The 21,433-nt window shown below is 63.1% G+C and carries 18 protein-coding genes, 5 tRNA genes and 4 pseudogenes; 12 read left to right on the forward strand and 15 right to left on the reverse strand.

Going from position 1 to position 21,433, the window contains the following annotated elements:
- Positions 1-41: 41 nt before the first annotated feature.
- Positions 42-683 (reverse strand): TetR/AcrR family transcriptional regulator, encoded by a 642-nt coding sequence (locus tag AC5Y21_RS10755; RefSeq protein WP_499912104.1) that lies wholly within the window; start codon positions 681-683, stop codon positions 42-44.
- 68 nt (positions 684-751) lie between these two features.
- Here AC5Y21_RS10755 and AC5Y21_RS10760 point away from each other — a divergent pair, with 68 nt between their 5' ends.
- On the forward strand, positions 752-1,786 hold the full coding sequence (locus AC5Y21_RS10760) for an oxygenase MpaB family protein (protein ID WP_499912106.1): 1,035 nt from the start codon (positions 752-754) through the stop codon (positions 1,784-1,786).
- 10 nt (positions 1,787-1,796) lie between these two features.
- Here AC5Y21_RS10760 and AC5Y21_RS10765 read toward each other — a convergent pair whose 3' ends face one another.
- The 3 genes and pseudogenes from AC5Y21_RS10765 to AC5Y21_RS10775 all read right to left on the reverse strand — a co-directional run.
- Positions 1,797-2,000, reverse strand: coding sequence for a zinc transporter Slc39a7 (locus AC5Y21_RS10765; protein WP_499912108.1), 204 nt, complete (start codon positions 1,998-2,000; stop codon positions 1,797-1,799).
- Positions 2,001-2,010: 10 nt separating this feature from the next.
- Entirely contained in the window at positions 2,011-2,379 is a 369-nt protein-coding gene (locus tag AC5Y21_RS10770; protein WP_499912111.1) for an ArsR/SmtB family transcription factor, read from the reverse strand.
- Between the two features lie 43 nt (positions 2,380-2,422).
- Positions 2,423-2,728, reverse strand: a pseudogene (locus AC5Y21_RS10775) (tRNA-specific adenosine deaminase); the annotation flags it as partial.
- Here AC5Y21_RS10775 and AC5Y21_RS10780 point away from each other — a divergent pair.
- Positions 2,726-3,169, forward strand: a pseudogene (locus AC5Y21_RS10780) (SAM-dependent methyltransferase); the annotation flags it as partial. The pseudogenes AC5Y21_RS10775 and AC5Y21_RS10780 overlap by 3 nt on opposite strands.
- Before the next feature lie 9 nt (positions 3,170-3,178).
- On the opposite strand, the gene AC5Y21_RS10785 reads toward AC5Y21_RS10780, so the two are convergent.
- Both AC5Y21_RS10785 and AC5Y21_RS10790 read right to left on the reverse strand, forming a co-directional pair.
- Positions 3,179-5,458 (reverse strand): serine/threonine-protein kinase, encoded by a 2,280-nt coding sequence (locus tag AC5Y21_RS10785; protein ID WP_499912113.1) that lies wholly within the window; start codon positions 5,456-5,458, stop codon positions 3,179-3,181.
- Between the two features lie 217 nt (positions 5,459-5,675).
- A tRNA-Lys gene (locus AC5Y21_RS10790) sits at positions 5,676-5,748 on the reverse strand.
- Between the two features lie 124 nt (positions 5,749-5,872).
- Here AC5Y21_RS10790 and AC5Y21_RS10795 point away from each other — a divergent pair.
- The 3 genes from AC5Y21_RS10795 (at position 5,873) to AC5Y21_RS10805 (ending at position 6,162) form a co-directional block, all read left to right on the forward strand.
- Positions 5,873-5,946: transfer RNA gene (locus tag AC5Y21_RS10795), tRNA-Glu, on the forward strand.
- Positions 5,947-5,982: 36 nt separating this feature from the next.
- Positions 5,983-6,059: transfer RNA gene (locus AC5Y21_RS10800), tRNA-Asp, on the forward strand.
- A 26-nt stretch (positions 6,060-6,085) separates the two neighbouring features.
- Positions 6,086-6,162 (forward strand) — tRNA-Phe (locus tag AC5Y21_RS10805).
- Positions 6,163-6,194: 32 nt separating this feature from the next.
- Here the strand turns inward: AC5Y21_RS10805 and AC5Y21_RS10810 are convergent.
- Genes AC5Y21_RS10810 through AC5Y21_RS10825 form a run of 4 tightly spaced genes read right to left on the reverse strand, consistent with a single transcriptional unit; the run spans position 6,195 to position 9,347 of the window.
- A complete protein-coding gene (locus AC5Y21_RS10810) occupies positions 6,195-7,352 on the reverse strand; it encodes a site-specific integrase (protein WP_499912115.1) in 1,158 nt (385 codons plus the stop codon).
- Positions 7,353-7,586 carry a helix-turn-helix transcriptional regulator gene (locus AC5Y21_RS10815; protein WP_499912116.1) on the reverse strand — a complete coding sequence of 78 codons (234 nt, stop codon included), beginning with the start codon at positions 7,584-7,586 and terminating at the stop codon, positions 7,353-7,355.
- A 10-nt stretch (positions 7,587-7,596) separates the two neighbouring features.
- Positions 7,597-8,943, reverse strand: coding sequence for a cell division protein FtsK (locus tag AC5Y21_RS10820; RefSeq protein WP_499912118.1), 1,347 nt, complete (start codon positions 8,941-8,943; stop codon positions 7,597-7,599).
- Complete coding sequence (locus tag AC5Y21_RS10825) at positions 8,940-9,347, reverse strand: plasmid replication, integration and excision activator (RefSeq protein ID WP_499912120.1); 408 nt, start codon at positions 9,345-9,347, stop codon at positions 8,940-8,942. The genes AC5Y21_RS10820 and AC5Y21_RS10825 overlap by 4 nt, the downstream gene beginning before the upstream one ends.
- Here AC5Y21_RS10825 and AC5Y21_RS10830 point away from each other — a divergent pair.
- Positions 9,327-9,581, forward strand: a pseudogene (locus AC5Y21_RS10830) (NUDIX hydrolase); the annotation flags it as partial. The gene AC5Y21_RS10825 and the pseudogene AC5Y21_RS10830 sit on opposite strands and share 21 nt — an antisense overlap.
- A gap of 68 nt (positions 9,582-9,649) precedes the next feature.
- Here the strand turns inward: AC5Y21_RS10830 and AC5Y21_RS10835 are convergent.
- A pseudogene (locus tag AC5Y21_RS10835) lies at positions 9,650-10,250 on the reverse strand (TetR family transcriptional regulator).
- Positions 10,251-10,654: 404 nt separating this feature from the next.
- Between AC5Y21_RS10835 and AC5Y21_RS10840 the strand changes: the two are divergent.
- Both AC5Y21_RS10840 and AC5Y21_RS10845 read left to right on the forward strand, forming a co-directional pair.
- The gene (locus tag AC5Y21_RS10840) at positions 10,655-11,266 is read left to right on the forward strand and encodes a TetR/AcrR family transcriptional regulator (protein ID WP_499912121.1); all 612 of its coding nucleotides are present in this window, start codon (positions 10,655-10,657) and stop codon (positions 11,264-11,266) included.
- Between the two features lie 45 nt (positions 11,267-11,311).
- Positions 11,312-11,734 (forward strand): DUF6188 family protein, encoded by a 423-nt coding sequence (locus AC5Y21_RS10845; protein ID WP_499912123.1) that lies wholly within the window; start codon positions 11,312-11,314, stop codon positions 11,732-11,734.
- A 115-nt stretch (positions 11,735-11,849) separates the two neighbouring features.
- On the opposite strand, the gene AC5Y21_RS10850 is transcribed toward AC5Y21_RS10845, so the two are convergent.
- Both AC5Y21_RS10850 and AC5Y21_RS10855 read right to left on the reverse strand, forming a co-directional pair.
- The gene (locus AC5Y21_RS10850; protein ID WP_499912125.1) at positions 11,850-12,743 is read right to left on the reverse strand and encodes an alpha/beta fold hydrolase; all 894 of its coding nucleotides are present in this window, start codon (positions 12,741-12,743) and stop codon (positions 11,850-11,852) included.
- A 14-nt stretch (positions 12,744-12,757) separates the two neighbouring features.
- A complete protein-coding gene (locus AC5Y21_RS10855; RefSeq protein WP_499912126.1) occupies positions 12,758-15,826 on the reverse strand; it encodes an MMPL/RND family transporter in 3,069 nt (1,022 codons plus the stop codon).
- Positions 15,827-16,624: 798 nt separating this feature from the next.
- On the opposite strand from AC5Y21_RS10855, the gene AC5Y21_RS10860 reads away from it, so the two are divergent.
- Positions 16,625-17,311: a TetR/AcrR family transcriptional regulator gene (locus AC5Y21_RS10860; protein WP_499912128.1), complete on the forward strand. Its 687-nt coding sequence runs from the start codon at positions 16,625-16,627 to the stop codon at positions 17,309-17,311.
- 12 nt (positions 17,312-17,323) lie between these two features.
- Here the strand turns inward: AC5Y21_RS10860 and AC5Y21_RS10865 are convergent, their stop codons facing one another.
- Positions 17,324-18,517: a cytochrome P450 gene (locus tag AC5Y21_RS10865; protein WP_499912129.1), complete on the reverse strand. Its 1,194-nt coding sequence runs from the start codon at positions 18,515-18,517 to the stop codon at positions 17,324-17,326.
- A gap of 66 nt (positions 18,518-18,583) precedes the next feature.
- Here AC5Y21_RS10865 and AC5Y21_RS10870 point away from each other — a divergent pair, with 66 nt between their 5' ends.
- Together AC5Y21_RS10870 and AC5Y21_RS10875 are read left to right on the forward strand one after the other, a co-directional pair.
- A complete protein-coding gene (locus AC5Y21_RS10870) occupies positions 18,584-19,165 on the forward strand; it encodes a TetR/AcrR family transcriptional regulator (RefSeq protein ID WP_499912131.1) in 582 nt (193 codons plus the stop codon).
- A 215-nt stretch (positions 19,166-19,380) separates the two neighbouring features.
- Positions 19,381-19,695 carry a hypothetical protein gene (locus AC5Y21_RS10875; protein WP_080677204.1) on the forward strand — a complete coding sequence of 105 codons (315 nt, stop codon included), beginning with the start codon at positions 19,381-19,383 and terminating at the stop codon, positions 19,693-19,695.
- Here AC5Y21_RS10875 and AC5Y21_RS10880 read toward each other — a convergent pair.
- Positions 19,647-21,188 (reverse strand): rolling circle replication-associated protein, encoded by a 1,542-nt coding sequence (locus AC5Y21_RS10880; protein ID WP_499912133.1) that lies wholly within the window; start codon positions 21,186-21,188, stop codon positions 19,647-19,649. The genes AC5Y21_RS10875 and AC5Y21_RS10880 overlap by 49 nt on opposite strands.
- A 173-nt stretch (positions 21,189-21,361) precedes the next feature.
- On the opposite strand from AC5Y21_RS10880, the gene AC5Y21_RS10885 reads away from it, so the two are divergent.
- Positions 21,362-21,429, forward strand: a tRNA-Phe gene (locus AC5Y21_RS10885).
- Positions 21,430-21,433: the final 4 nt, after the last annotated feature.

Below are 21,433 nucleotides of genomic sequence, written 5' to 3' on the forward strand. Positions count from 1 at the left end.
AAGGTGTTCCCGCACCGGGTGCTGACGGGCTGGCGGGGACCTCAGTCGCGGGGTGCGGACTGCACCGATTGATTGGCTTCCTGCAGCTCACGGCGGGGAACGTAGGCCGCGGCCGTGCTGAGCAGCATGTCGACGCAATAGTCGATGAATTCTTCGCGGGTGACCCCGAGCTGTCCGCTCAGGTATGCGGTGAACAGAGCTGTAAGGCCGCCGATCAGGCTGGTGGCAACCAACTTCTGCAGGGCTGCATCACGGATCCGGGACAGCTTGCGCTGCAGCAGCTCGATGAAGTTGGGCATCCATTCCGCGCCCGACCGAGTCAGTATCGGTTCTACCGCCGGCGCCAGCAGCAGCACCCGCCCGCGCACTGGATCGTCGACCATCAGCGCCACGAATTGCTCGACGGCTTCCCGAGGCGTCTTCGCCGAGGCCAGGGTCTCCATCGCGCGCGCACATACATCGTCGTAAACCGCGCGCACGAATTCGTCGCGGTCGGAAAAGCTTTCGTAGAAATAGCGTTCGGTCAGCGCCGCCTTGCGGCACACCGCGCGGACGGTAAGCGCGGGCCCGCCGTCGCTGCCGAGCAGTTGCACGCCGGCGGCGAGGAGATCGTCTCGGCGCAGGGCGAGACGGTTCTCCAGGGGCACGCCGGACCAACGGCTTCGTCGTTGACCGGATGGCACATCGCTCCTAAGCTAAAAAGTGACAACGCATGTAGTCAAAGTTACCGAAATCCACGGGGAATTAGCCAGTGACTCAAGATACGTCCGCAACCTGCCCGCTGACCAGCGCGATAGCTGGTGATGACAGCCTCGGTGAACACAGCGAAGTGGCGGGAGGATGTCCGGTATCGCCACTGGGCTACGACGCACCGCCGATTCCGCTGGGACCGGATTCCCTGACGTGGCGCTACTTCGGCGACTGGCGCGGGATGCTGCAGGGTCCATGGGCGGGATCCATGCAGAACATGCACCCGCAGCTGGGTGCGGCCGTCATCGATCACTCGACGTTCTTCCGCGAGCGCTGGCCGCGGCTGATGCGGTCGCTGTATCCGATCGGCGGAGTGGTTTTCGACGGCGACCGGGCCCCGACGACCGGTGCCGAGGTGCGCGACTACCACGTCGCCATCAAGGGCATGGATGAGCAGGGCCGCCGCTACCACGCGCTCAACCCTGACGTCTTCTACTGGGCGCACGCGACTTTCTTTATCGGCACTATTCACGTTGCCGAGCGGTTCTGCGGCGGGCTGACCGAGGCGCAGAAGCGCCAGCTGTTCGACGAACACGTCGACTGGTACCGCATGTACGGCATGAGCATGCGGCCGGTGCCCGCGTCCTGGGAGGAGTTCCAGGTCTACTGGGATCACATGTGCCGCAACGTGCTTGAGGACAATTACGCGGCACGCGCGGTGCTCGACCTCACCGAACTCGCCAAACCTCCCTTCGCCCAATGGATCCCGAACAAGCTATGGGCAGCGCAGCGTAAATTGCTGGCGCCGTTCTTCGTCTGGCTGACCGTCGGTCTGTACGACCCGCCGGTTCGGGAGCTGATGGGTTACAAGTGGTCGCGTCGCGACGAATGGCTACACCGGCGGTTAGGCGACGTCGTGCGGGTGATTTTCGCTTTCGTACCGTTCCGGTACCGCAAGCACCCTCGCGCCCGCGCCGGCTTCGATCGCGCCACTGGGCGGATCCCGGCGGACAAACCGCTGGTGCAGACGCCTGCCCGCAACCTGCCGCCGCTCGACGAGCGCGACAACCCGAAGCACTACTGCCCGACGGTCTGACCCGCCCGCGTCAGCCGTGGGCGTGGTTGTGGACGTCTTCGAGGCCGGCTTGATGCACGTGCTGATGGACGTGCTCGGTCCCGTCTTCATGTGAGTGCGGATGCTCGTGCGCAACGTGGTCGTGGTCATGGGTGGTGTGCGCGTGCGTGTGAGCCTCGTCGCCGTGGTGGTGTTCGTGGGCATGCGGGGCATCGTGGGTGTGCTGCTCAGTCATGTTCTGTTCCTTACTGTGAGATAGCTTTTAGCTCGCCGTCGGCGCGGTGATGCCGCGGAACCCCCGGGCCGGCGTGCTCGGCGTTGTAGACGGCATCGGTGACGAGCTGGCGGACGTGATCGTTTTCCAGGCTGTAGAAAATGGTGGTTCCCTCGCGGCGGGTGCGCACCAGCCGCGCCATCCGCAACTTCGCGAGGTGCTGGGATACCGACGGCGCCGGCTTGCCCACATGCTCGGCTAGTTCATTGACCGACATCTCGCGATGCGTCAGCGACCATAACACCTGCACGCGCGTGGTGTCGGCAAGCATGCGGAACACCTCGACCACCAAGCTGGCCTGGTCGTCGGGCAGCCGATCTGTAGCGTTATTTGCATGCATACGCAGATAATAGCTTAAGCTCCGCTGCGCCGCCAGGATCGGTTCAGCCGGGCGGAACCACGGTGGATCTCCGCTCGCCGCCGTTGCGCTCGTTCCACAACCGGTAGACGCCCACCGCGTCGTCTTTGGGCTCATAACGCATGGGCAATCGCCGTTGGTCCCAGTTCTTGGCGAATTCGTCGTAGAAGGTGGCGACTTCGAAATATCTGCGGTCGTCGAGGTAGTACTGCTCGTAATTCTCCCGCATGACCAGGAAGATGAGTTCTTTGGGCGAGCAGTAGTAAAGCGAGCCCAGGCACATCGGGCACGGGTGGGCCATCGCGTAGATGGTGGCGTCGACCAGGTCATCGACCTGCGCGACGACTGGGCCGCTGCGCTGCGCTCGGCGGGGTTCGATCCGCAAGCACCTTCGGTGTGGAGCGCCGAAGGCTTGCTGGTCTACCTGCCCGACGAGGCCCAGGACGCCTTGTTCGACAACATCACCGCGCTCAGCGGGCCCGGCAGCCGGCTTGCCTTCGAATTCGTGCCCGACACCACGATTTTCGGGCACGACCTGTGGCGTGAACATCACGACCGGATGGCCGAACTCGGCTTCGAAGTCGACTTCAACGATCTCGTCTATCACGGCCAGCGCGGCCACATCATCGACTACCTGAACAAGCGCGGTTGGCGGACGTCGTCGCTGACGGTGGCAGAGCTGCACGCCGCCAACGGCTTTGCCTATCCCGATGACGAGATCGCCGCGGCCTTCGGCGATGTCACCTACACCAGGTCGGCACTAACGGCATAGGTGAAAGGCCTACGCGCTGTTGACCAGCATCGCGTACTGGGCGGCGGCGCGCTGCCGGACATCCTTTTCTTCGTTGCTCCAAACGGTGGCGACATAGCGCCCGAACGACACAAAGCACACGAATCGAATTTTGCCGCTGTCGGCCCAGATTGCTTCCTTCTGTTCCACGCACCGGGCCTCCTTGAGGCCGTCCGGCGGCGCTACGTCGTGGTCGACGAATTCCGCCCTGGCCGCGTCCAACAGCTTGGGCATAATGCTTTTCGCCGCGTTCTCGTTTTTGGCTCGCACCAGTTGGCCGTCAGTACTGAAGGCGCACCGGTCGATCCCGGCCTGTGCGAACAGGCCGTCCTTGCGGGCTTGGCTGTCCGCACACAGGCTGGCCCCGCGCGGACCGATGCTCCCGAAATTCACCGACACTTTCGGCTGGTCTCCGGCGACGAAAGTTCGACTGAGCATGTCATCCGGATCGAGCGGTAGCGTAGTGAGTCCGGCTTCGACGCCGGGAACGAGCTTGGCCATCAGCGGCATTTGCAGGTCCAGGGTGCGTTTCACCCGCTGAATCAGATAGTCCAGTTTCGGCGTTGAGTCGCTGCGAGCGGCGATGGAGACAACCACTCTGCCCGAGGCCATGGTCGCCGCGAGGGAAGGGGAGGCAGGCCGATAATGTGCTTTGGCCTTTGGATAGCCGGGGATCGTGGCCGGTTGATTTTCCGGGTTGACCGCGAAGTCGACGGCGTCCATCTCCGGGGCGGCGCGCGCCGCTGAGTCCTCGTTGGGGAAGCTCGTCAACATGATCATCAGCAGGTCTCCGGACTTCTCGCGGGTAAAGTCCAAGAGGCGCTTGGAAACCCCCTCGGCGAGATAGGCCGTGATCATGCCGTACTTTTCCAATACTGGTTGCACGAGCGGGGTTCCGGTGCCGGCGATCGACGTGGCGGCGGTCTTTGGATCGACCAGGGCATTCCCGTAGGCGTGATCCAGCAGGGGATCGACATCGTAGGGATTTGCGATGCCCTCGAGGAGCCGATACGACTCCAGAAACAGGCCTTCCTCTTTCGTCGTGGGGCCCGGCAGTGGCCGCGGCTTCGTCCCGTAGCGTCCCACATCGAGTTTGCTGAGGTCGACATGCTGCGCCTGCGATGACTTGCTGGTCAGCTTCCAGATCCCGAGGCCGGCCACCAGTGCCAGGACCACGACAGCTGCCGCCGCGACCAGGAGCCACCGGCCCCGCTTCCGGCGCGCTGGTGGAGGTGGTGGCCAGGGAGGACCGGTCGGCGGGCCAACGGGTCCGGTACCCGGACCGTATTGGTTGGGAGCTGAGGGCTGCGCCCAGTTCGGCGGCGGGTATTGCCCGGGCGGCGTGTGGTGTTGCCCCGGCGGCTTGTGCTGCACGGGGGGAGTCGGCGCGGGCGCAACAGCGGTCTGCGGCAACTTGAAGCTAGCCGTCGCAGAGCCCAAAGTCGCGACGGCCGCCTCCGCGGCGCGGGCAAACTCACCACTCGAGGCGTATCGGTCTTCGGGCCGTTTGGCCATGCCGCGGGCGATCACGTCGTCCAACTCCGGCGGGAGCCCAACACGCAAACTGGCGCGGGGGACGGGCTCGCTCAGGTGCGCGCCCACCAAAGTCGCGCGATCGCCGGAAAATGGCGGCGTTCCCGTGAGAGCTTCGAACAATACGCAGGCCAGGGCGTAGGTGTCAGCCCTGGGGGTCACCTGATTTTCGTCGCCGCTGAACCTTTCCGGCGCCATGTAGGTCCAAGTTCCGAGCGTTTCGCCTACCTGGGTCAACTTCTGCTCAGTAGCGGCGTTGGCGATCCCGAAGTCCACCAGATAGGCGAAGTCGTCGGCCGTGATCAGAATGTTTCCCGGTTTCACGTCGCGGTGCAGTACCCCGGCGGCGTGGGCGGCGTCCAAGGCTGAGGCGACTTGGCGCACGACCGATACCGCCTTCGCCGGCGGCAGCGGTCCCGAGCTTTTCAGCATGGTGTCCAAGTCGGTGCCGTTGATCAGCCGCATGTCGACATACAGCTGTCCGTCGATCTCGCCGGTGGAGTGGATCGGCACCACGTGCGGCTCCTGCAGGCGCCCGGCAATACGGGCTTCGCGCTGCAGCCGCTGTCTGTAGCCCGGATCCTGCGCGTAGGTGCTCGAAATCAGCTTCAATGCGACGACGCGGTCCATGACGGTGTCTTGGGCCTCATACACCGTCCCCATGCCGCCGCTGCCGATCAACCGCGTGAGACGGTAAGGCCCGAACTGAGTCCCAATCTGCGGCCCTGTATCGCTCATCGACGCTCTCCTGTCCGGGCACCCACTCATTGGTCACCGCCCGGCGACCTTCCGCAGTGAAATGCGGTCGGTCGTTCGCGCGCCCGGACGCTGTAGGGGCATCCTAAACCGCTGGCTACCACCGTCGTCCATGGATCAGAGTGTTTGCCAAAGGCGACCGCGGGTTGTGCATCGAATCGTCTGTGAGAAACATTGGCGGCCGATATGACCGTTGCGGTGCCCCCAGTAGGACTCGAACCTACGACCTGCGGATTAAAAGTCCGTAGCTCTACCAACTGAGCTATAGGGGCGCGGAGACTCAGGATACTGGGTTGCTGAGCGGCACTCGTTTGAGGATTCGAGCTGCGGTAACCTAAGCTGGCGTGGCTCCCAACGGTGACCACGTTGCGAGTGCCCCGGAGAGATTCGGTTCTGGCCCCCTTCGTCTAGACGGCCTAGGACGCCGCCCTTTCAAGGCGGTAACGCGGGTTCGAATCCCGTAGGGGGTACCCGTGACGCGGGAACGCGGAGCGGAAGTACAGCAAGGCCCTGTGGCGCAGTTGGTTAGCGCGCCGCCCTGTCACGGCGGAGGTCGCGGGTTCGAGTCCCGTCAGGGTCGCCAGCACGGCGAGGCACACGCTGCCTTCCGGCCAGGTAGCTCAGTCGGTATGAGCGTCCGCCTGAAAAGCGGAAGGTCGGCGGTTCGATCCCGCCCCTGGCCACCAATCTTGAGCTGCACGGACGCGATGACAGCACTCTATGGATGTTTCGGTGTGTCCGGTTCCTGTCCGTTCGCCCGGTCTTTGGCGACGTCATTGAGCCGGTCGAGATTCGTAGCGACGTGGTCGAGTTCGTCTGAGTAGAGGTCGCTGTAGATGTTGGCGGTGACGGTCGGCGTCGAGTGCCCCATGGTCTTCTGGACGTAGCGGAGGTCGGCCCCGGATTTCCGGGCGAGGCTGGCGTAGGTGTGGCGGAGGTCGTGGATCGTCAGCGGCGCCAGGCCGGTTTTCTTGAGGGCTTTCTTCCAGTGGGTGTGTCTACGCCAGTTGTTTGATCTCAGGAAGCCGCCGTTTGGTGATGTGATCGCTTGTTCTTTGGGTGAGCGGTTTTCGATTCGTGGCTTGAGCGCGTCGATGACGATTCGGGGGAGTGGGACGGTTCGGACGGCTGCGCGAGTTTTCGGCGGCCCGACGATGATTCGGCCCTCTACGTCCGGGGCGGCTTGGCGGACGTAGAGGCGGCGTGCTTCGAGGTCGATGTCGCCGACGCGCAGGCCGACGAGTTCGGACCAGCGCAGACCGGTAAAGGCCAGGATTGTGACGATGTCGCCTTGGTCGCCGCAGGCGTGTGCCAGGGCGGCGACTTCCGTGGCGGAGAGGTAGCGGTGACGTTCCCGCGCCGGAATCCGACCGGATGACACACCCTGGGCCGGGTTGATGTGAATTCGGCCGTCCTCGTGAGCCATGTCGAGAATCGAGCGCAGCAGCCGGAGCGTGGCGAGTTTGGCCCACGGGCCCACGGTGAGGCCGCCGATGAACTGCTGCACGTCCTTCCGGCTGATCTCGTCAACCGGGACATGGCCGAAGCGCGGGCTGATACGTAGCTCCCAATGCTGCGCGTAGCCGCTCCACGTCTTGGGGGAAACGGCTGGCTGCTTCGATGCGCTGTATTGCGTCCAGATAGCGGAGAGGCTGGCGCGGCCAAGTCTGGGGTCGAATCGTCGGGCGCCAATCGCCGCCTCGCAGTCGCGATCGGCCTTGAACGCGCGCGCTTCCCGCATGGTGGCAAACGTCGATGACGTCTCGACCCATCCTGACGGAGAGTTTGGATCGCGCACCAGGTAGCGCACTTGGTAGCGCGCCTGGCCGGCTGAATTCGTCCGCTTTCGGATGCCGCGCGGTACTGATCCGGCCACTTAGCGGCGCACCTGCTTGAGCCACGCGCGGACTTCCGTTGCGTCCCAACGTCTTACGCGATCGGATAGCGTGTAGCAGGGTGGTCCCACGTCTTCGCCATGTTCGCGTAACGCGCCCCATCGGCTCACGGTCGCAGCGGATACACCAAGCAGCTCGGCCACCTGCTCCGCTGTCAGAAGCTGTGGAAAAGTCGCTATCGCGGGAGCGGTGGTGTTGATGCCGAGAGTTGCCATGGCGATTTCCTCAGCTATCTGCGGGACCAGCGGGTCTTTGGCAAGTGAGACCGTATTCTTGTGCAACAGAACGGATTAACGAATCTCGCCAGTAGTCGGCACGTACTCGCATCGTTGATCCGTCTTCGGCGATGACGTATCCGGTCCCAGGTTCACTCGGGTTGATGCGGTGCGCGGGTGCGGCATCAGCGAGGCCATCACCCAGAACCATCGCGACTTCGTCGCGTGAACGCAGCCGCAATGCAACGGTCTGGGTGAACAACCCGCGCATGGGCAGAATCTCCTTGCGAGGGTCCTGCATGAAGGCGGCGACCACGATGCCTACGGCCCTGCCCTTCGTCAGAATGCGTGAGAGCGAGCCCGCAACTTGCTTCCTCAGGGCGGCGTCCGTCATGTACGCGGTCAAGCCCGCCAATTCATCTATAAGCAGCACAACTAGCGGTTCGGCGGCGCTCGGTGTGTGCGACCGTGCTCGGCCAGCCATCCTGCGGCCACGGCTATCCAGCAGCTCCTCCAACTTGTTTAGCAAGGTCGCGGCCTCGACCTCGGTTGTCGCAATCTTGCTGAATAGGGCGGAGCCGACTGACACTTCGATCCCGTACTTGAGGTCGACGGCGAACAGCCGGACGGTTCCTGACTTGACGGCTGGGCCCAGTCCGCCTGCGATGCCCCAGAAAATGGAGCCTTTGCCCGCCCCTGAGCACCCAACAGTGAGGGTGTGGAGGCCAGCGACGCGGAGAATCCAAGCCGAGCCGTTCTCGCGTCGGCCAATCTTAACGGCAGTTGCCTCGGTGCAGGTTGGCCGTCTAGCAGTTTCGATGGCCGACAGCTGTTGTCGCATAACCAATTCCATGCGAACCGTCCCGGGTGCAACCACCGTGGAACGGGCGGAATGTGCCCCGACAGCGTCGCGGATTGCGGGGACCGCGGTTTCGAGGTCATCGACTGTCTGGCCCGTTCGTGTGCGGACGGTCATGTGCAGGCAGTGATCGGAGATACTCACTCCGAGAAGGCGAGGGTCGGTCCAAACCGTCTTCGTTGTGGTCTTGCCCTGCGAGTCCGTACCTGCCACCCGCTCGGAAGTCGACAGCCCGCAGGCCTTGGCAACTCGTGGCCAGGAAATCAACGCCCATAGCAGCCATCGGGCCCGCCGCGCAGGGGTTGCGACATAGCGCCTAAATGTGGCGGGCGAACGCAGTCTCCAAACGACGAGCGAAAGGGTGACCACGCCGGTCACCGCGGTGAGCCACGTGGCGCCGACCGTCAGCAGGTGCGTGAGGTCAAAGAGGTCCGTCCCGGCGTCGGGATCTGGAATCGAATACGGATCGCTAGGTACTACGGGGCCGTACTGACTCATGCTGACGCCCGGTCTGCCGCTGAGGACCCCGCCTTGCCGGTGTCCGCGGTCATGCCCGAGGCCCGAAACGACCACGCAATGCGGCCGGATTCGCTCGAACGGTCTACGTACGGCAACACGCACAGCCCCTCGAAAATGACTGGTGTGAAAGGCATTCCGGTAGTGTTCGGTGGGCACACAGGCTGCTTGGGCGTTGCGAACTTGACGGTCAGGGTGCGTGCCCGCTTGCTCGCGGCCGGATCGCCGTCGAGGACTTCCACCTGCCACAACGGCAGGCCTGATTCTCGATCAGTCGCCTGAACCTTGTTGTCTTTCGTTGACCGCTCGTAATCGATCACCGGCGTCACGTCGGACACCACGAACGCTTTGTGTGGGAAGACCTGCTGATGAAGGTCACAGTGCAACGTCTCACCGGCGCCTACAAAAACCTCACTCAGGGCATTGTCGCCCTGGTCTACCGGTGCAGTCCTGCCGCGGGCGACGCTCACCCGACCGCCGAAGCTCGGGAAGTCCGTTGGATGACGAAAGAACAAGTTCAGTCTGAGATGAGCCCTGCCTTCGCAGTGCGGGTTCTAGATGCATTCGATGAAGATCCGCACTCCCGCGCCCATGATGGAGTAAATGTCGTTGAAGGTTAAAGGTTATGACGGACCAGATTGTGGGCAGCTGGCAACCGTCTGGCCCGGACTTCCACAGCGGTCTGCACTCACTCGAATCCAGCCAACGTAACCCTCAAGGCCCGTTCCAACTCCACGTGGAGCGGTGGGGCTCGTTTTAGTGTCTTCATTCAGCCAGCGTCGAAGTATGAATTGTGCAGTGGCCAAGGCCGTGTGGACTAGCAGCGAGGGACGAATGTCCAACCCTGCATCGACGCCCATCCGTGCAGCGACGAGTTCGATGAACTTGCGGCCATCGTTATCGCTGATCAGTGCCGATTTGCTCAGTAGGTGGGGGGCGGTCAGTATGGCTTGTTGCCAGTAGTGCGGCTTCGGATTGGTTTCGGCCCACGCGGTTTCGGCGAACAACGCGATCAGCGCGTCGGCTGCTGATTGGTCCGATGGCAGAGTGCCATAAGCGGCAACGATTTCAGCGACCGTTTGCCGCAAGGGGGCGATCAGCAGATCTTCCTTCGAAGGCGCGTAGCGGAAGTACGTGCTGATGGATATCCCGGAAGCGGCAGCGATGTCCTCGGTGGTCACCGCAGCAAATCCACGTTCGGCAAAAAGTTGATGTGCGGTTCCCTGGATCTGCGAGAGCAACTCAGCGCGGCGTCGGTCCCTTAACGAGCCAGTGTTTGCGGAGGGCATGACATCGCCTTCGTCAATCCGACATTCCAGGCTTCCTTCTGCGTTATGGTACGAACAGTAGCGTAGCGAAACCAACAGTACTAGGGGTTGTTTGCTGGTGTCGCGATGTCGGGGACCGAGGCGGGTGCCGCGGATTGCACGGGAATGGCGGTCGCCTCACGAAAATTCGCGAGTAGCCGTGGCCACAGGCGCCCGCCAATCGGGCTCAGGTTTCACACCGGCTCGGCATGGCGCAAATTCGGCGCTGGCTAGATCCGTCGCCAAACAGTGCGCTCGTGCCTGCCATTCTTGGTGCTGTCCGGGTTGTCGGCATTCCGCTGAGAAATGGCGCCCCGCAAGCCTCGGATTGCTAAGTCCATCCCCCAGTAGAGGTCTGTGTCTTGTTGGCTGAGGTAGAGGCCGCGATGTCTCGTCCAGGGGCACACACCGCGAGCAGCGCCGCAGTCCTCGACGCCACCCGGGCGGTCGCAGCGTTGGGCGGCTTCAAGGCGGTCCACTTCAAATCGGTCGCCAAGCAAGCCGGCGTCACGGTCGGGTCGGTGTATGACCATTTCACGTCGAAGACCCATCTGCTGGTGACGCTGCTCGCCCGCGAATTCGTGCGCCTGGATGAAGAACGCGACTGGAGCACGTGTGCGGCGTCCCCGATTCGGCGAGTGGAATCCTTGACTCGGCGGCTTCACGACGAATGGCAGCAAAATGTGAAGCTCACCGAGGCCGTGGTTCGCGCATTCGTTGCTGCTGGCACCGATGAAGCTCTGGCGGCCCAACATGCCGCCGATCTGATCGAGAGCATGCTGGCGCGGGCGCTGAGTGGCGGTATGGAAGGAATCCACGAGCGACAGATCGCAGGGCTCATCGCTGATATCTGGCTGGCCAACTTGATGGCCTTCGTCGGCGGCCGGGCAAAAGCGGAGCAGACACGCGAGTGCATCGTCGGAGCTATGCGACTTGTTCTTGATGTGGGCGGGCGCCAACGATCTCTAGCAATACCGGCAGTATCGCTGCGATACTAGAAGTCTTATAAGTGTGGCTCCGCTGACGTGTCGAAGGGAGCGGCTATGCCTGCACAATGGATCGAGCAGTGCACTGTTCAGCGAGTCTCACTGCAAGGTGGCCTGGTACTCGACCTCGACGATTACAGCGAGCTCGTAATCTCCCGTCCGATGCGGCTGACGCTTCCTGCAGTAGGAGCCTGGCCCGAGGAAGAGGTGTTGATCGACCCCGCCCACCTTTCGCCGGAAGAGCGGACGTTGTTGGACCTTGCCGGAGCGGTATGCACGCGGGCCTGGTTCGACGATGACGGGTCGCTCCATCTCGGGTTCTCCCGCGGACACCGCATCGATGTCCTCCCAGATGCAGCAGCGACCGCGTGGGAACTCTATGGCAAAGGCCATGGCTACGTGGCGTGTCTGCCTCGGGGCCGAGTCCGAGCGGTTCGGCACGACCTTTCTGCCGAAGACGACGACTCAGATACTACGTAAATCACTACATGCGGGGCGTAGGGAACAATCTGGAGCGCTTAGTCGTAATGGCAGCCCGATTCGTCGAATTCAACGAGATCAATAGCAGGGCGGGCCGTGTCCATTGATTGGATCTTCATGTCATCCCCATTGTGCGGTCGAGGAAGTCGGTGACGGCGGCGGTGAACGCATCGTTGTTGTCGCCGGCAACCATGTGACCGGTCCCGGTGACGTCCGTCGTTTCGGCGTGCGGGACGAGCTGGACGAATTCGTTGACGGTGTCCTGAGAGACTACGTCTGAAAGTGCGCCGCGTACTAGCAGCGTTGGGGCCGTGATTCGACGTGCTCCTTCGGCGAGAAATCCACTGATGGCGTCGAACTCCTCGCTGCCCGTTATCAGATTGCCTTGCAGGACATCGAAGTTGGAGCTGATGAAGGCCGGGTCCCAGCGCCAGATCCACCGGCCGTCGCTCCGTTGGCGCAGAACCTTTTGCAGGCCGTCGAGATTTTCGGGTCGCGCGCGACGTGGGTTGTATTCGGCGATGACATCGGCGGCATCACCGAGCGTGCCGAATCCGTCGGGGTGTGCGGCCATGAATGACACGATGCGATGGGCCCCATCAAATTCCATTCGCGGGGTGATGTCGACCAGGACAACGGCTGCCCAGAGGTCGGGTGGGGCCAGCAGGTGGGTAGCGAGGATGATCAGCCCGCCCAGCGACGCGCCGACGATGGCGGGGGCACTGTCGGGGCTGACGTGGTCTCGTACCGCGATCAGATCGGATACGAACCGTTCGACGTCATATTGTCCGCTGGGGTCCCAGTCGCTGTCGCCGTGACCTCGTGTGTCGTAGGCGACGACGGTGTAGCCGTGGGAATGGAGTCGATGAGCGGTGGTGGCCCACGCGTGACGATTCTGACCGCCGCCATGGAGCAGCAGCACGACGGGGCGAGTCGCGGCGTGGCGGTAGCAATCGGCCACGAGGGTGATCCCGTCGCTTGTGCGGATACGCTCCTGGCTAATCGTCATGTGGTCCGATGTGGTCAGCCGTTGTGAGTCAGGGGTTTGCGTTGCGGCCACCAGCTCGCTTCGCGCAGCAGTGTGGCGATCGCGGGAACGGTGAGGGTGCGAACGACGAAGGTATCCAGTAGTAGGCCGCAGCCGATGATGAATCCGGCTTGGATCATGATCGCGATGGAGCCGACGATCAGGCCGAACATGCTGGCGGCAAAGATGAGCCCGGCCGAAGTGATTACTGAGCCGGTGTTTGCGACGGTTCGCAGGACGCCGACGCGAATGTTGTGGGCTGATTCTTCGCGTAGTCGCGAGATGAGCAGCATGTTGTAGTCGGCGCCGACGGCGACCAGGATGATGAACGCCAGAAGCGGTACGGGCCAAGCGATTTCCTTGCCGAGGCCATATTGAAAGACGAGGGTTCCCAGTCCGAGCGCGGCGCCGTAGTTGAGCACGACGGTACCCAACAGGTAGAGCGGCGCGACCAGGGCGCGCAGCAATACGACCAAGATGAGGCCGACGATGACGAGGGTCGCAAAGGCCAGCTGATGAAAGTCGGCGGAAAGCAGGCGTTGGATGTCGGAGTTGACGGCGGGGAAGCCGGCCATCGACACCGTGGCGTTGGCCAGCGAGGTGTTGGGTCGTGCGGCATCGGCGACCTCGGTGATTTTGTGGGCGAGGTTCATCGCGTCGCTGCTATAGGGGTCGTAACTGGATTCGATGGTGAAACGTGCGGTTTTGCCGTCGGGCGACAGGAAATGCTTTGCAACGTCGGCGAATTGGCGGTTCTCGAAGGCGTTGGTGGGAAGGTAGAAGCCGCTGGCGTTGTCGGAGCCGGCGGTGGTTCGTGCGGAATTCTGCAGTTGGGTGGCGATTTGGCTCATGCCCGACAGCATTTCGATGTTGTTGTCGGCGAGGGTATGGACGCCGGTAGCGAGGGCCTGTGCGCCGGAGGCGAGTTGGCTGATGCCGCTTTGGAGGCGGCGGATGTTGCCGGCCAGGTCGGCGGGGTCGCCGAGCGCTCCGAACGTCTTGTCCAGCGACGTGATTGTGTTTTGGACGTCGGCCACGGTGCCGGCCGCGGTGCCGCTGCTGGGCTGGTACAGGTCGCCGAGGTTGGCGAGCTGGTTGAAGAAGCCGGTATGGCGCAGGGTCACCAGGATCTGCACCTGGTCGCGTAGTTGGGCGCATTCCGGTGTGGTCGCACACCACGGGGAGGTGTTGAGCGCACCGATGAGCGGGTCGATGGCGGCGATCGCGTTTTGGGCCTGGTCGGCTTGCTGGCGCAGTCCCGGACCGGTTCGGATGGCTTGGTCGACGGCCGGGGCGGTTCCCGAAAGCTGCTGTAGCAGCGGACGGAACCGCTGGACTTGGAATCCACTGGATTGGGCCTGGGTGAGGATTCCGGTCAACGGGGTCAACGCCGTGCGCAAGGTGGTGTCCAGTTGCGCGAGCCCGCCGGCGAGCTGGTCGGCGCCGTGGGTGAGTTTGGCCAGGTCATCCTTATGGGCGTCTCCCTTGGCGACCGCGCCGGCCATCTTGTCGCCGATCTGGCCGTTTTGCCACGACAGTTGAGCCTGGTCCAGACGCGCGCCCGTGGGCCGGGTGACACCGGAGACCTTGGTGACGCCGGGCAGTTGCGAGACCCGAGACGCCAGTTCATCCAGGTCGGCCAGGGCCTGGCTGGTGCGCATATCGGTGGGCGATTCGACCAGCATGAATTCGGTGATGATGACGTCCTTGCGAAAGTGGCGGTCCAGCAGGTGATACCCCTCATTGCTGGCCGTGGTCGCCGGCTGTCCTTGGCGATCGTCGTAGCTGATGTGCATAGTCAGCGCGACGGCCGCCAGGCCTAGCACCAGCGCCAGACTGGCGACAAGTAGCGGCACGGGTCGACGGACCACCGCCACGGCGATCCAGTTCCAGTAGCGGCGAGTGCGATCTGCCTTGGGTTCACCGATGCCGTGTTTGGCCGCCAGCGCCAACACCGGGGGAAATAACGTCACCGTGGCCGCAAATCCGACAAAGACGGCGATCGCGCACGCCGGACCCAACGCGGCGAATACGCTTAACTTCGCGAATACCATGGCCAGAAACGCGAACGCCACGGTGGCGGCCGAAGCCAAAATCACGCGCCCGATGGTGGCGGTCGCCTTGATCACCGACAGATCCGGCGGAACGTTTTGGCGCCGCTGCTCGTGATATCGGCTGATCAAGAACACCGAATAATCGGTGCCGGCACCCAGCAGGATCACCGTCATGAAGGCGATGGTGAACTGTGATACCGGCATGCCCGATTCGCCCAACGCGGATAGCACTCCGCGCCCCACCGTCAGGCTCACGCCGATGACTAGCAGCGGCAGCAAGGCGGTAAACACCGACCGATACACGACCAGCAAAATCATTGCGATCAGGCCTGCCGTCGCGATCGAGATGATAACCAAATCCTCTTCGGCCGAGGCGATTTGATCGCGGAAGGTGGCGGGGGGCCCGGTGACGCGAACATTGGTGGGTGAGCCGCTGAATGCTTGGGCGGCGATCGTGCGGACCGCCTGGACCGATTCGGCTGCTTTGAGGTCGCCCAGCGTTCCGGCCACTCCCACCGGTACATACCAGGCTTTGCCGTCTTGGCTGACTGCCTGGCTTGCGGTGACTGGGTCGGCCAACAAGTCTTGAACCAGGCGTACGTGCTCCGAGTCGGCACGCAACCGCGAAATCATGGTGTTGTAGCGACCGCGCACCGGCGCAGTCAGGCCCGCCGGATCCTCCATCGCGACAAATATCGTCGTCTTGGATCCCTGCTCGCCGAAGGCCGCGCCCATGCGGTCTACCGTCTGAAGCGATGGCGCATCGCGCGGTATGAGATTCACTGACTGTTGTCTAACAACGGTTTCCAGCTGCGGGAACAGCACCGCCAGGGCGGCGGCGGTCACCACCCACATGCCGATGATCAGCACCTTATGCCGGATGCTGAAACCCGCTAAGCGGGCGAGCCGATCGCTGTATGCGCCTTCACCGGCCGCCACTTTTTGAAGTCGCTTCCGAACGGGGCGACTCAAGGTCGCCACACCCGTAGAAACCCACCCGTAATCCGGCATCCCCCGCCCGCTACCTCAAAAGAAACCAACGGTATCGCAACAGTACTACCAGTACCCTTCCGCCTGCCTTACGAAACCGCCACCGGTGTCCGAAGCTCTCTGATCGCCGCCGCGCAACCAGCCGCTTGCGGCGGTGACCAACGCGCCGTCGACCGTCCAGCATGTCCGGTACAGCGATACATGATCCCTTTGCGCACAGTTGATTGGCAAGAACTTTGCACCCCGCACAGTGATAGTTTCATGAACGGCGCAGGCGAAATCCCAGTCGGGATATCAACCTGATCGGCTCTTCGCGTACGTGGTCATACATTTCCCGGTTCATCAACTCGTCGTCCAAGTAAGAGCACGAGCGAGGGGGGTAGTGACGGGGACGAACGCGGCCTTGGTCGTCAACCGGCGGCCGTGGGCGTAGGCGCCTGGCGATAGTGCGGCGGGCCAACCTGAAATCTCGAACCCCCAGCGCCCACACACGCGTCTTGGTTACCGCAAGCGCCACATTCATCGCCGCCCTGCCCCGCCCGTCTGCACGATTCCCCCTCGCGGCCGTCGGCAGAGTTCGTTCGTCCGCCACACGAACCGGCCTGTGGTGGCCGCGCCCTGAAGCTGCTCAACCAGGAATCGTCCGACCCACTGCCCGATCATGCTTCCTCCCTCGCCGCGCCAGCCCCTTCAAGAAAGTGTACTAGTAGTAGCGCTACGCTACTATAGGAAGCGTTAGTTGCCTAGGGTCCGGATCAATCGACCGATGCTGGGGCGATTCGGTGCGGGCCGGGTAGGCGTGAGGTTTACGGTGACTACGTGGAGCGTGACACCCTGGAGTTCCCGGTCGACGACGATGACGACGTTGACCCGCGCCGGCTGCGCTCACGAACCCGACTATTGGATGCGGCCACCAAACTCCTGAGCGCCGGCGGCATCGAAGCCGTCACCATCGACGCGGTCACCAAAGCCTCCAAAGTCGCGCGCACGACCCTGTACCGCCACTTCAGCAGCTCCACCCAACTGCTGGCCGCCACATTTGAGCGGCTCCTGCCGCAAGTCCACCCGCCACCGGCGACGGGATCTATGCGCGACCAACTCATCGAACTGTTGAGCCGACAGGCCACGCTGTTCCAGGAAGCCCCGCTGCATGTCACCACCCTGGCTTGGGTCGCGCTTGGCCCAACACCCGACGGCACCCAGGAAACCCAGGACCGACACGCGCTGCGCGCGCGGATCATCGACCAATATCGACAACCGTTCGTTGCCCTGTTGCAAAGCCCCGAAGATCGCGCCGACCTGGATGACTTCGACATGGAGCTGATCCTGTGTCAACTCATCGGGCCTGTGGCGTTCGCCCGCCTCACCGGGCTGCGTGCCATCGATCGTCAAGACTGCGAGCGCATCGTCGATGACTTCCTCGTCGCGCACCGCCGCCAGGCAGATAAACCCGCACAGCGGGCCGTCAGCCGTAAACCAGTTTCGCGCCGCAGCGGCTCCGACTAGCCTGCAGCGCGGCTAATTTGGCGACCACGAGATCGGCAACGACAGATAACCTCGGATGGGGCCCGACCGCAGGCGTTGCGCGCGCTCTAGGTCGACCTCCCAGTTGGGCACCCGGGCCAGCAGGGCACGCAACGCAATCCGGGCCTCCATCCGCGCTAACGACGCGCCGAGGCAGAAGTGAATGCCCCTGCCGAATGCCACTTGGTGTTCGGGTTTGCGCCCGATATCAAATACGTCGGGATCGGCGAACACGCGTTCGTCACGATTAGCCGAGCCGAACAACAACAGCACCGATTCACCGGCGGACATCCTGACGCCATGCACTGTGACGTCGCGGGTCAACGTTCGCGAAAGTCCTTGCGCCGGTGAGTCATACCGCAGCAACTCCTCAACGGCTGCCCCGAGCAAGCTCTCATCGCCAGCCAGCTGGCGGCGGGTGTCGCGATAGTCGGCCAGTACCACCGCGGCGTTGGCCAGCAGATTCGACGTCGTCTCATGACCCGCGATCAGCAGCAGCAGGCAAAAGCCAAGCAGTTCGTCGTCACTGAGGTGCTTTCCGTCGATCTCGGCACACACCAACGCTGACATCAAGTCGTCGCGCGGTTGGCGGCGGCGGTCGGCGAGGAAATCGGTGAAGTACCCATAGATCGCGGCCGCGGCTGCCAAAGCCTCGCCGGTCTCGCCGTGGGTGGGATTGGATTGCACCAGCGCGTTCGACCATTGCCGAAATTGTGTGCGGTCCTCGCGCGGCACACCGAGCAAATCAGCGATCACCATCGCTGGTAGTACAGCTGCGAAGTCGGCGACGAAATCGGCCGAACCTGCTTCCTGGATTAGGCCGCCCGTCAAGTGATCAGCGAGGTCCTCGATCGCGGACGTCAGCGCCGCGATTCGGCGTGGTGTGAAGGCTTTGCTCACCAATGCCCGCCGCTGATCGTGTCGCGGGGGATCCATCAAAATCATCATCGGCAGCAGCGATTCGCGAAAAGTCGAGCCCGGCGGAGTCGGAAATACTCCGTCGACCGACGAGTAGCTGTGATGGTCCAGCAGCGCGCTGATGACATCTGCGTGGCGACTCAGTACCCACGTGTTGGTATCGGTGGCGTGGTAGACGGGTGCGTCGTCGCGTAGCTGCCGGTAGACGGGGTAGGGGTCATCCTGAATTTCCGGGTCAAAGGGGTCGTAGCGAAGTTGTACGGTCGACATGAGCGTCTCCTGCCACATTGCAGAACACCGGTTTAGACTGAGAGTTTAAACCGAGGGGAGGACTTTATGCGTAAGATTCCCGCTCAGATTTCCGAACGGTTGCCGGCTGCGGCCGAACTCTTTGCCGAGCGCGGACTCAACGACACAAAGATCGAAGACGTGGCCGCGACCACGGGCATCGCCAAGGCCACGCTCTACTACTACTTCGCCGGTAAAGAAGAAATACTCGCCTTCCTGCTCGAAGACGTCCTACAACACGTCGCGGACGAGGTCACCGCGATCGTCGAGGCAGACGGCACCGCCGCCCAACGCCTGCACGCCGTCATCAATGCTCAACTGCGCGTGATGGCCCAGCGGCCCGCGGTCTGTCGCGCCCTCATCGGGGAACTGGGCCGCGCCGCCCGCATGCCCGCCATCGCGGACATGATCACCACTGCCTACTTCGAACCCGTCGAGACCTTGCTTCGGGCGGGTGCCGCCGACGGCTCACTCGTGGCACTCGACAAGCCGAGAGCTGCCGCCATCGCCCTATTCGGTGCGGTCACCACCAGCGCGCTGACCTACCTCATCACAGACGATGCGCTCAACGAAGATCTGATCGCGCGAACAATTCACGACGTCGTGTTTATCGGCCTACGGCCACGCTAGGTGCCCCCGCAGACGTGTCACCGTACGTCTCGTATGTGAATACCTCGCTCGACGGCCCTGCGGCTTGCGGAAATGCGTGTTGGGTCGTCGTCGCCCGGGTGAGAAGGACTAGCAGGTAAGGAGTTCGCGCCATCGTGCAGCGGTGCTGCCCCCGTCCTATAGTCTGCGCACAAAATGTGTCGGCACCATCGCCGACCGACGCAGAGGTCCACCGAGTGAACGAATCATCCGATATCCCGGGTAACGCCGGCAAACCCGGCGACTTCATAGTTCTCCGCGCAGAATTGGCTGAGTTAGTAGATGAATTCGTGCCAGTTGTAGCCGACCTATGGCCACGCTTGGAAGATCATAAATACCGTTGGCAACTCTATGACTACGGGCTGTCAGACGGCGAAGACAAACTCGTCGTCTCGGACATCATTGCTGCGCTGCTCGAAGCGCTGAAGGGCATGGGCATTGCGCGCAATAGACTCGTTCATGCTCAGCTCAAAGCCGACGACCACGAGCCAGGGCCCTCAGGCACGACATGAAGCGGCAGGTCGCGGTTGGGTCCGGATGAGCCTTTCTCTACCGATAACGCCTTCGCAAGCTGGGATGCGAACGCCGGTCCGTCATTCACAAGCACGTAGCCGCCAGCAATTCCGCCTTGGTTACAAAGAAGCCGTCGCCGGCGGACCCTCCGATGGCGTACTTTGCCAGTCTGACTGTCCACTCGTCGAACTACGAAGCGCGCCATTCGCGGAACGACCGCGGTGGGGAAGCGTTGCGTGGAATTACCGTAGCTGGTTTGTGAACGAGACCAGCGACGGATGATCCTTCTTGCGGTCAGGTACGCATCCTTATTGATCTCCACAATCGCGGTCGCTCGTCGCAACCCGTGGACCCCCCAAAAGCGACCCGGCCCGTAGCCCGGCCGCCGCCAGGCTTCGGGGACAATGTGCTGATATTCCTTATCGCCCAACTTATTCGGCGAAGAGTGTTTGGTGAAGTAAATGGCCAGGCGCTTGGGATCGCACGCACGCAATCCGTTGAGAACGTCGATCCCCGTGCCGGCGAGCAAGTGACGCGCGCGTTGTTCCGGATCTGGATGGCCGACAATGTTTGCCCATTCCTGTGACAGCCAGTCGCGGAACGTGCGGCCTGATCGCCCCACAGCGGGCGGCGGAGTCATCCACATGTGAATGTGTGGTGCGCCGCGGCGTTGAAACTCCAGTTTCCAGATATACCGGGCCGGTTCACCCCATTCGCGTTGGAACCGCTTGCGCCACAAGGCCATATGCCGTTTCACGCTGGCGCCGTCTGGCGCAACGGATTGCCATTCGCCTGGGTAGGTCAGGGTCACCATCGCTGGCACACGGCCGCATTCCACCAGCGGTGTGTAGTCGAGCTCGGCGAAGGCGCGGCACATCGCGGCACGAGATTTGCGAGACCATTCCGTGATCGCTCGCCCAGGCGAGTTGGACATGTTACGGCCCGTATTTATGCGATCCTCCTCGGCGGCCACATCCAGCCGGTGACGGTCGACTGACCGCTCCGATGCCTTCTCCGCACGCACAGGACTGGTCCAGCCGAGGCGGACTACACCGGGGCCGATCGTGATCCGGAACCGGCCGGACTCTGGTTCCACCGCGAGACGGTCTTGCCCGCCTGCCCATGGCTGTGCCGGCTCAAACAGCGCTGCCGCCGAGGCCACCAAGTCGGAGTTCTGGAACCGCAGCCCCAGCGCATCTGCGGCCGACAGCTGCGCATCAACGCTGCCCTCGCCGGTGTCGCGGACACTTTTGGGACATATAACAAGCCCGTTGGTCCCAGCCGGAACACGGCCTACGCCGCTCCCGCCGTTCGACCGACCGCTGCCGCTCTCGCGCCCTGCGGCCTTGGCGGCCTCGAGCACTCGCGGTCTACCGGCGTCCGCGGCTCCGGTCGTGTTCCGGCTGGCTGTTCGGGTGGTCTCAGTTGCATCAGTCGGTCGCTCTGCGGCCGTGCTCGTTGGACGTGTGGTCGACCCTTTGGCGCTGGGCATCGGGTACCTGCTCCCCGGGAGCCCTCGTCGCGCATCACTGAGTGACGGGCGATCATAGGTTCCCTGTCGGGAGTGCTGTCAGCGTGTCCGGTTTGTGTCCGATCGTCGGACGAACACCGTGCGTCAGACGCGCTCAGCGCGCCGCATTTGACGTATGGGCGTCGTTAAACCGCAGGTCAACGGCCATTCCTTCCGCCTGAAAAGCGGAAGGTCGGCGGTTCGATCCCGCCCCTGGCCACCATCGC

It is taken from the genome of Mycobacterium sp. NGS41 (assembly GCF_059812725.1).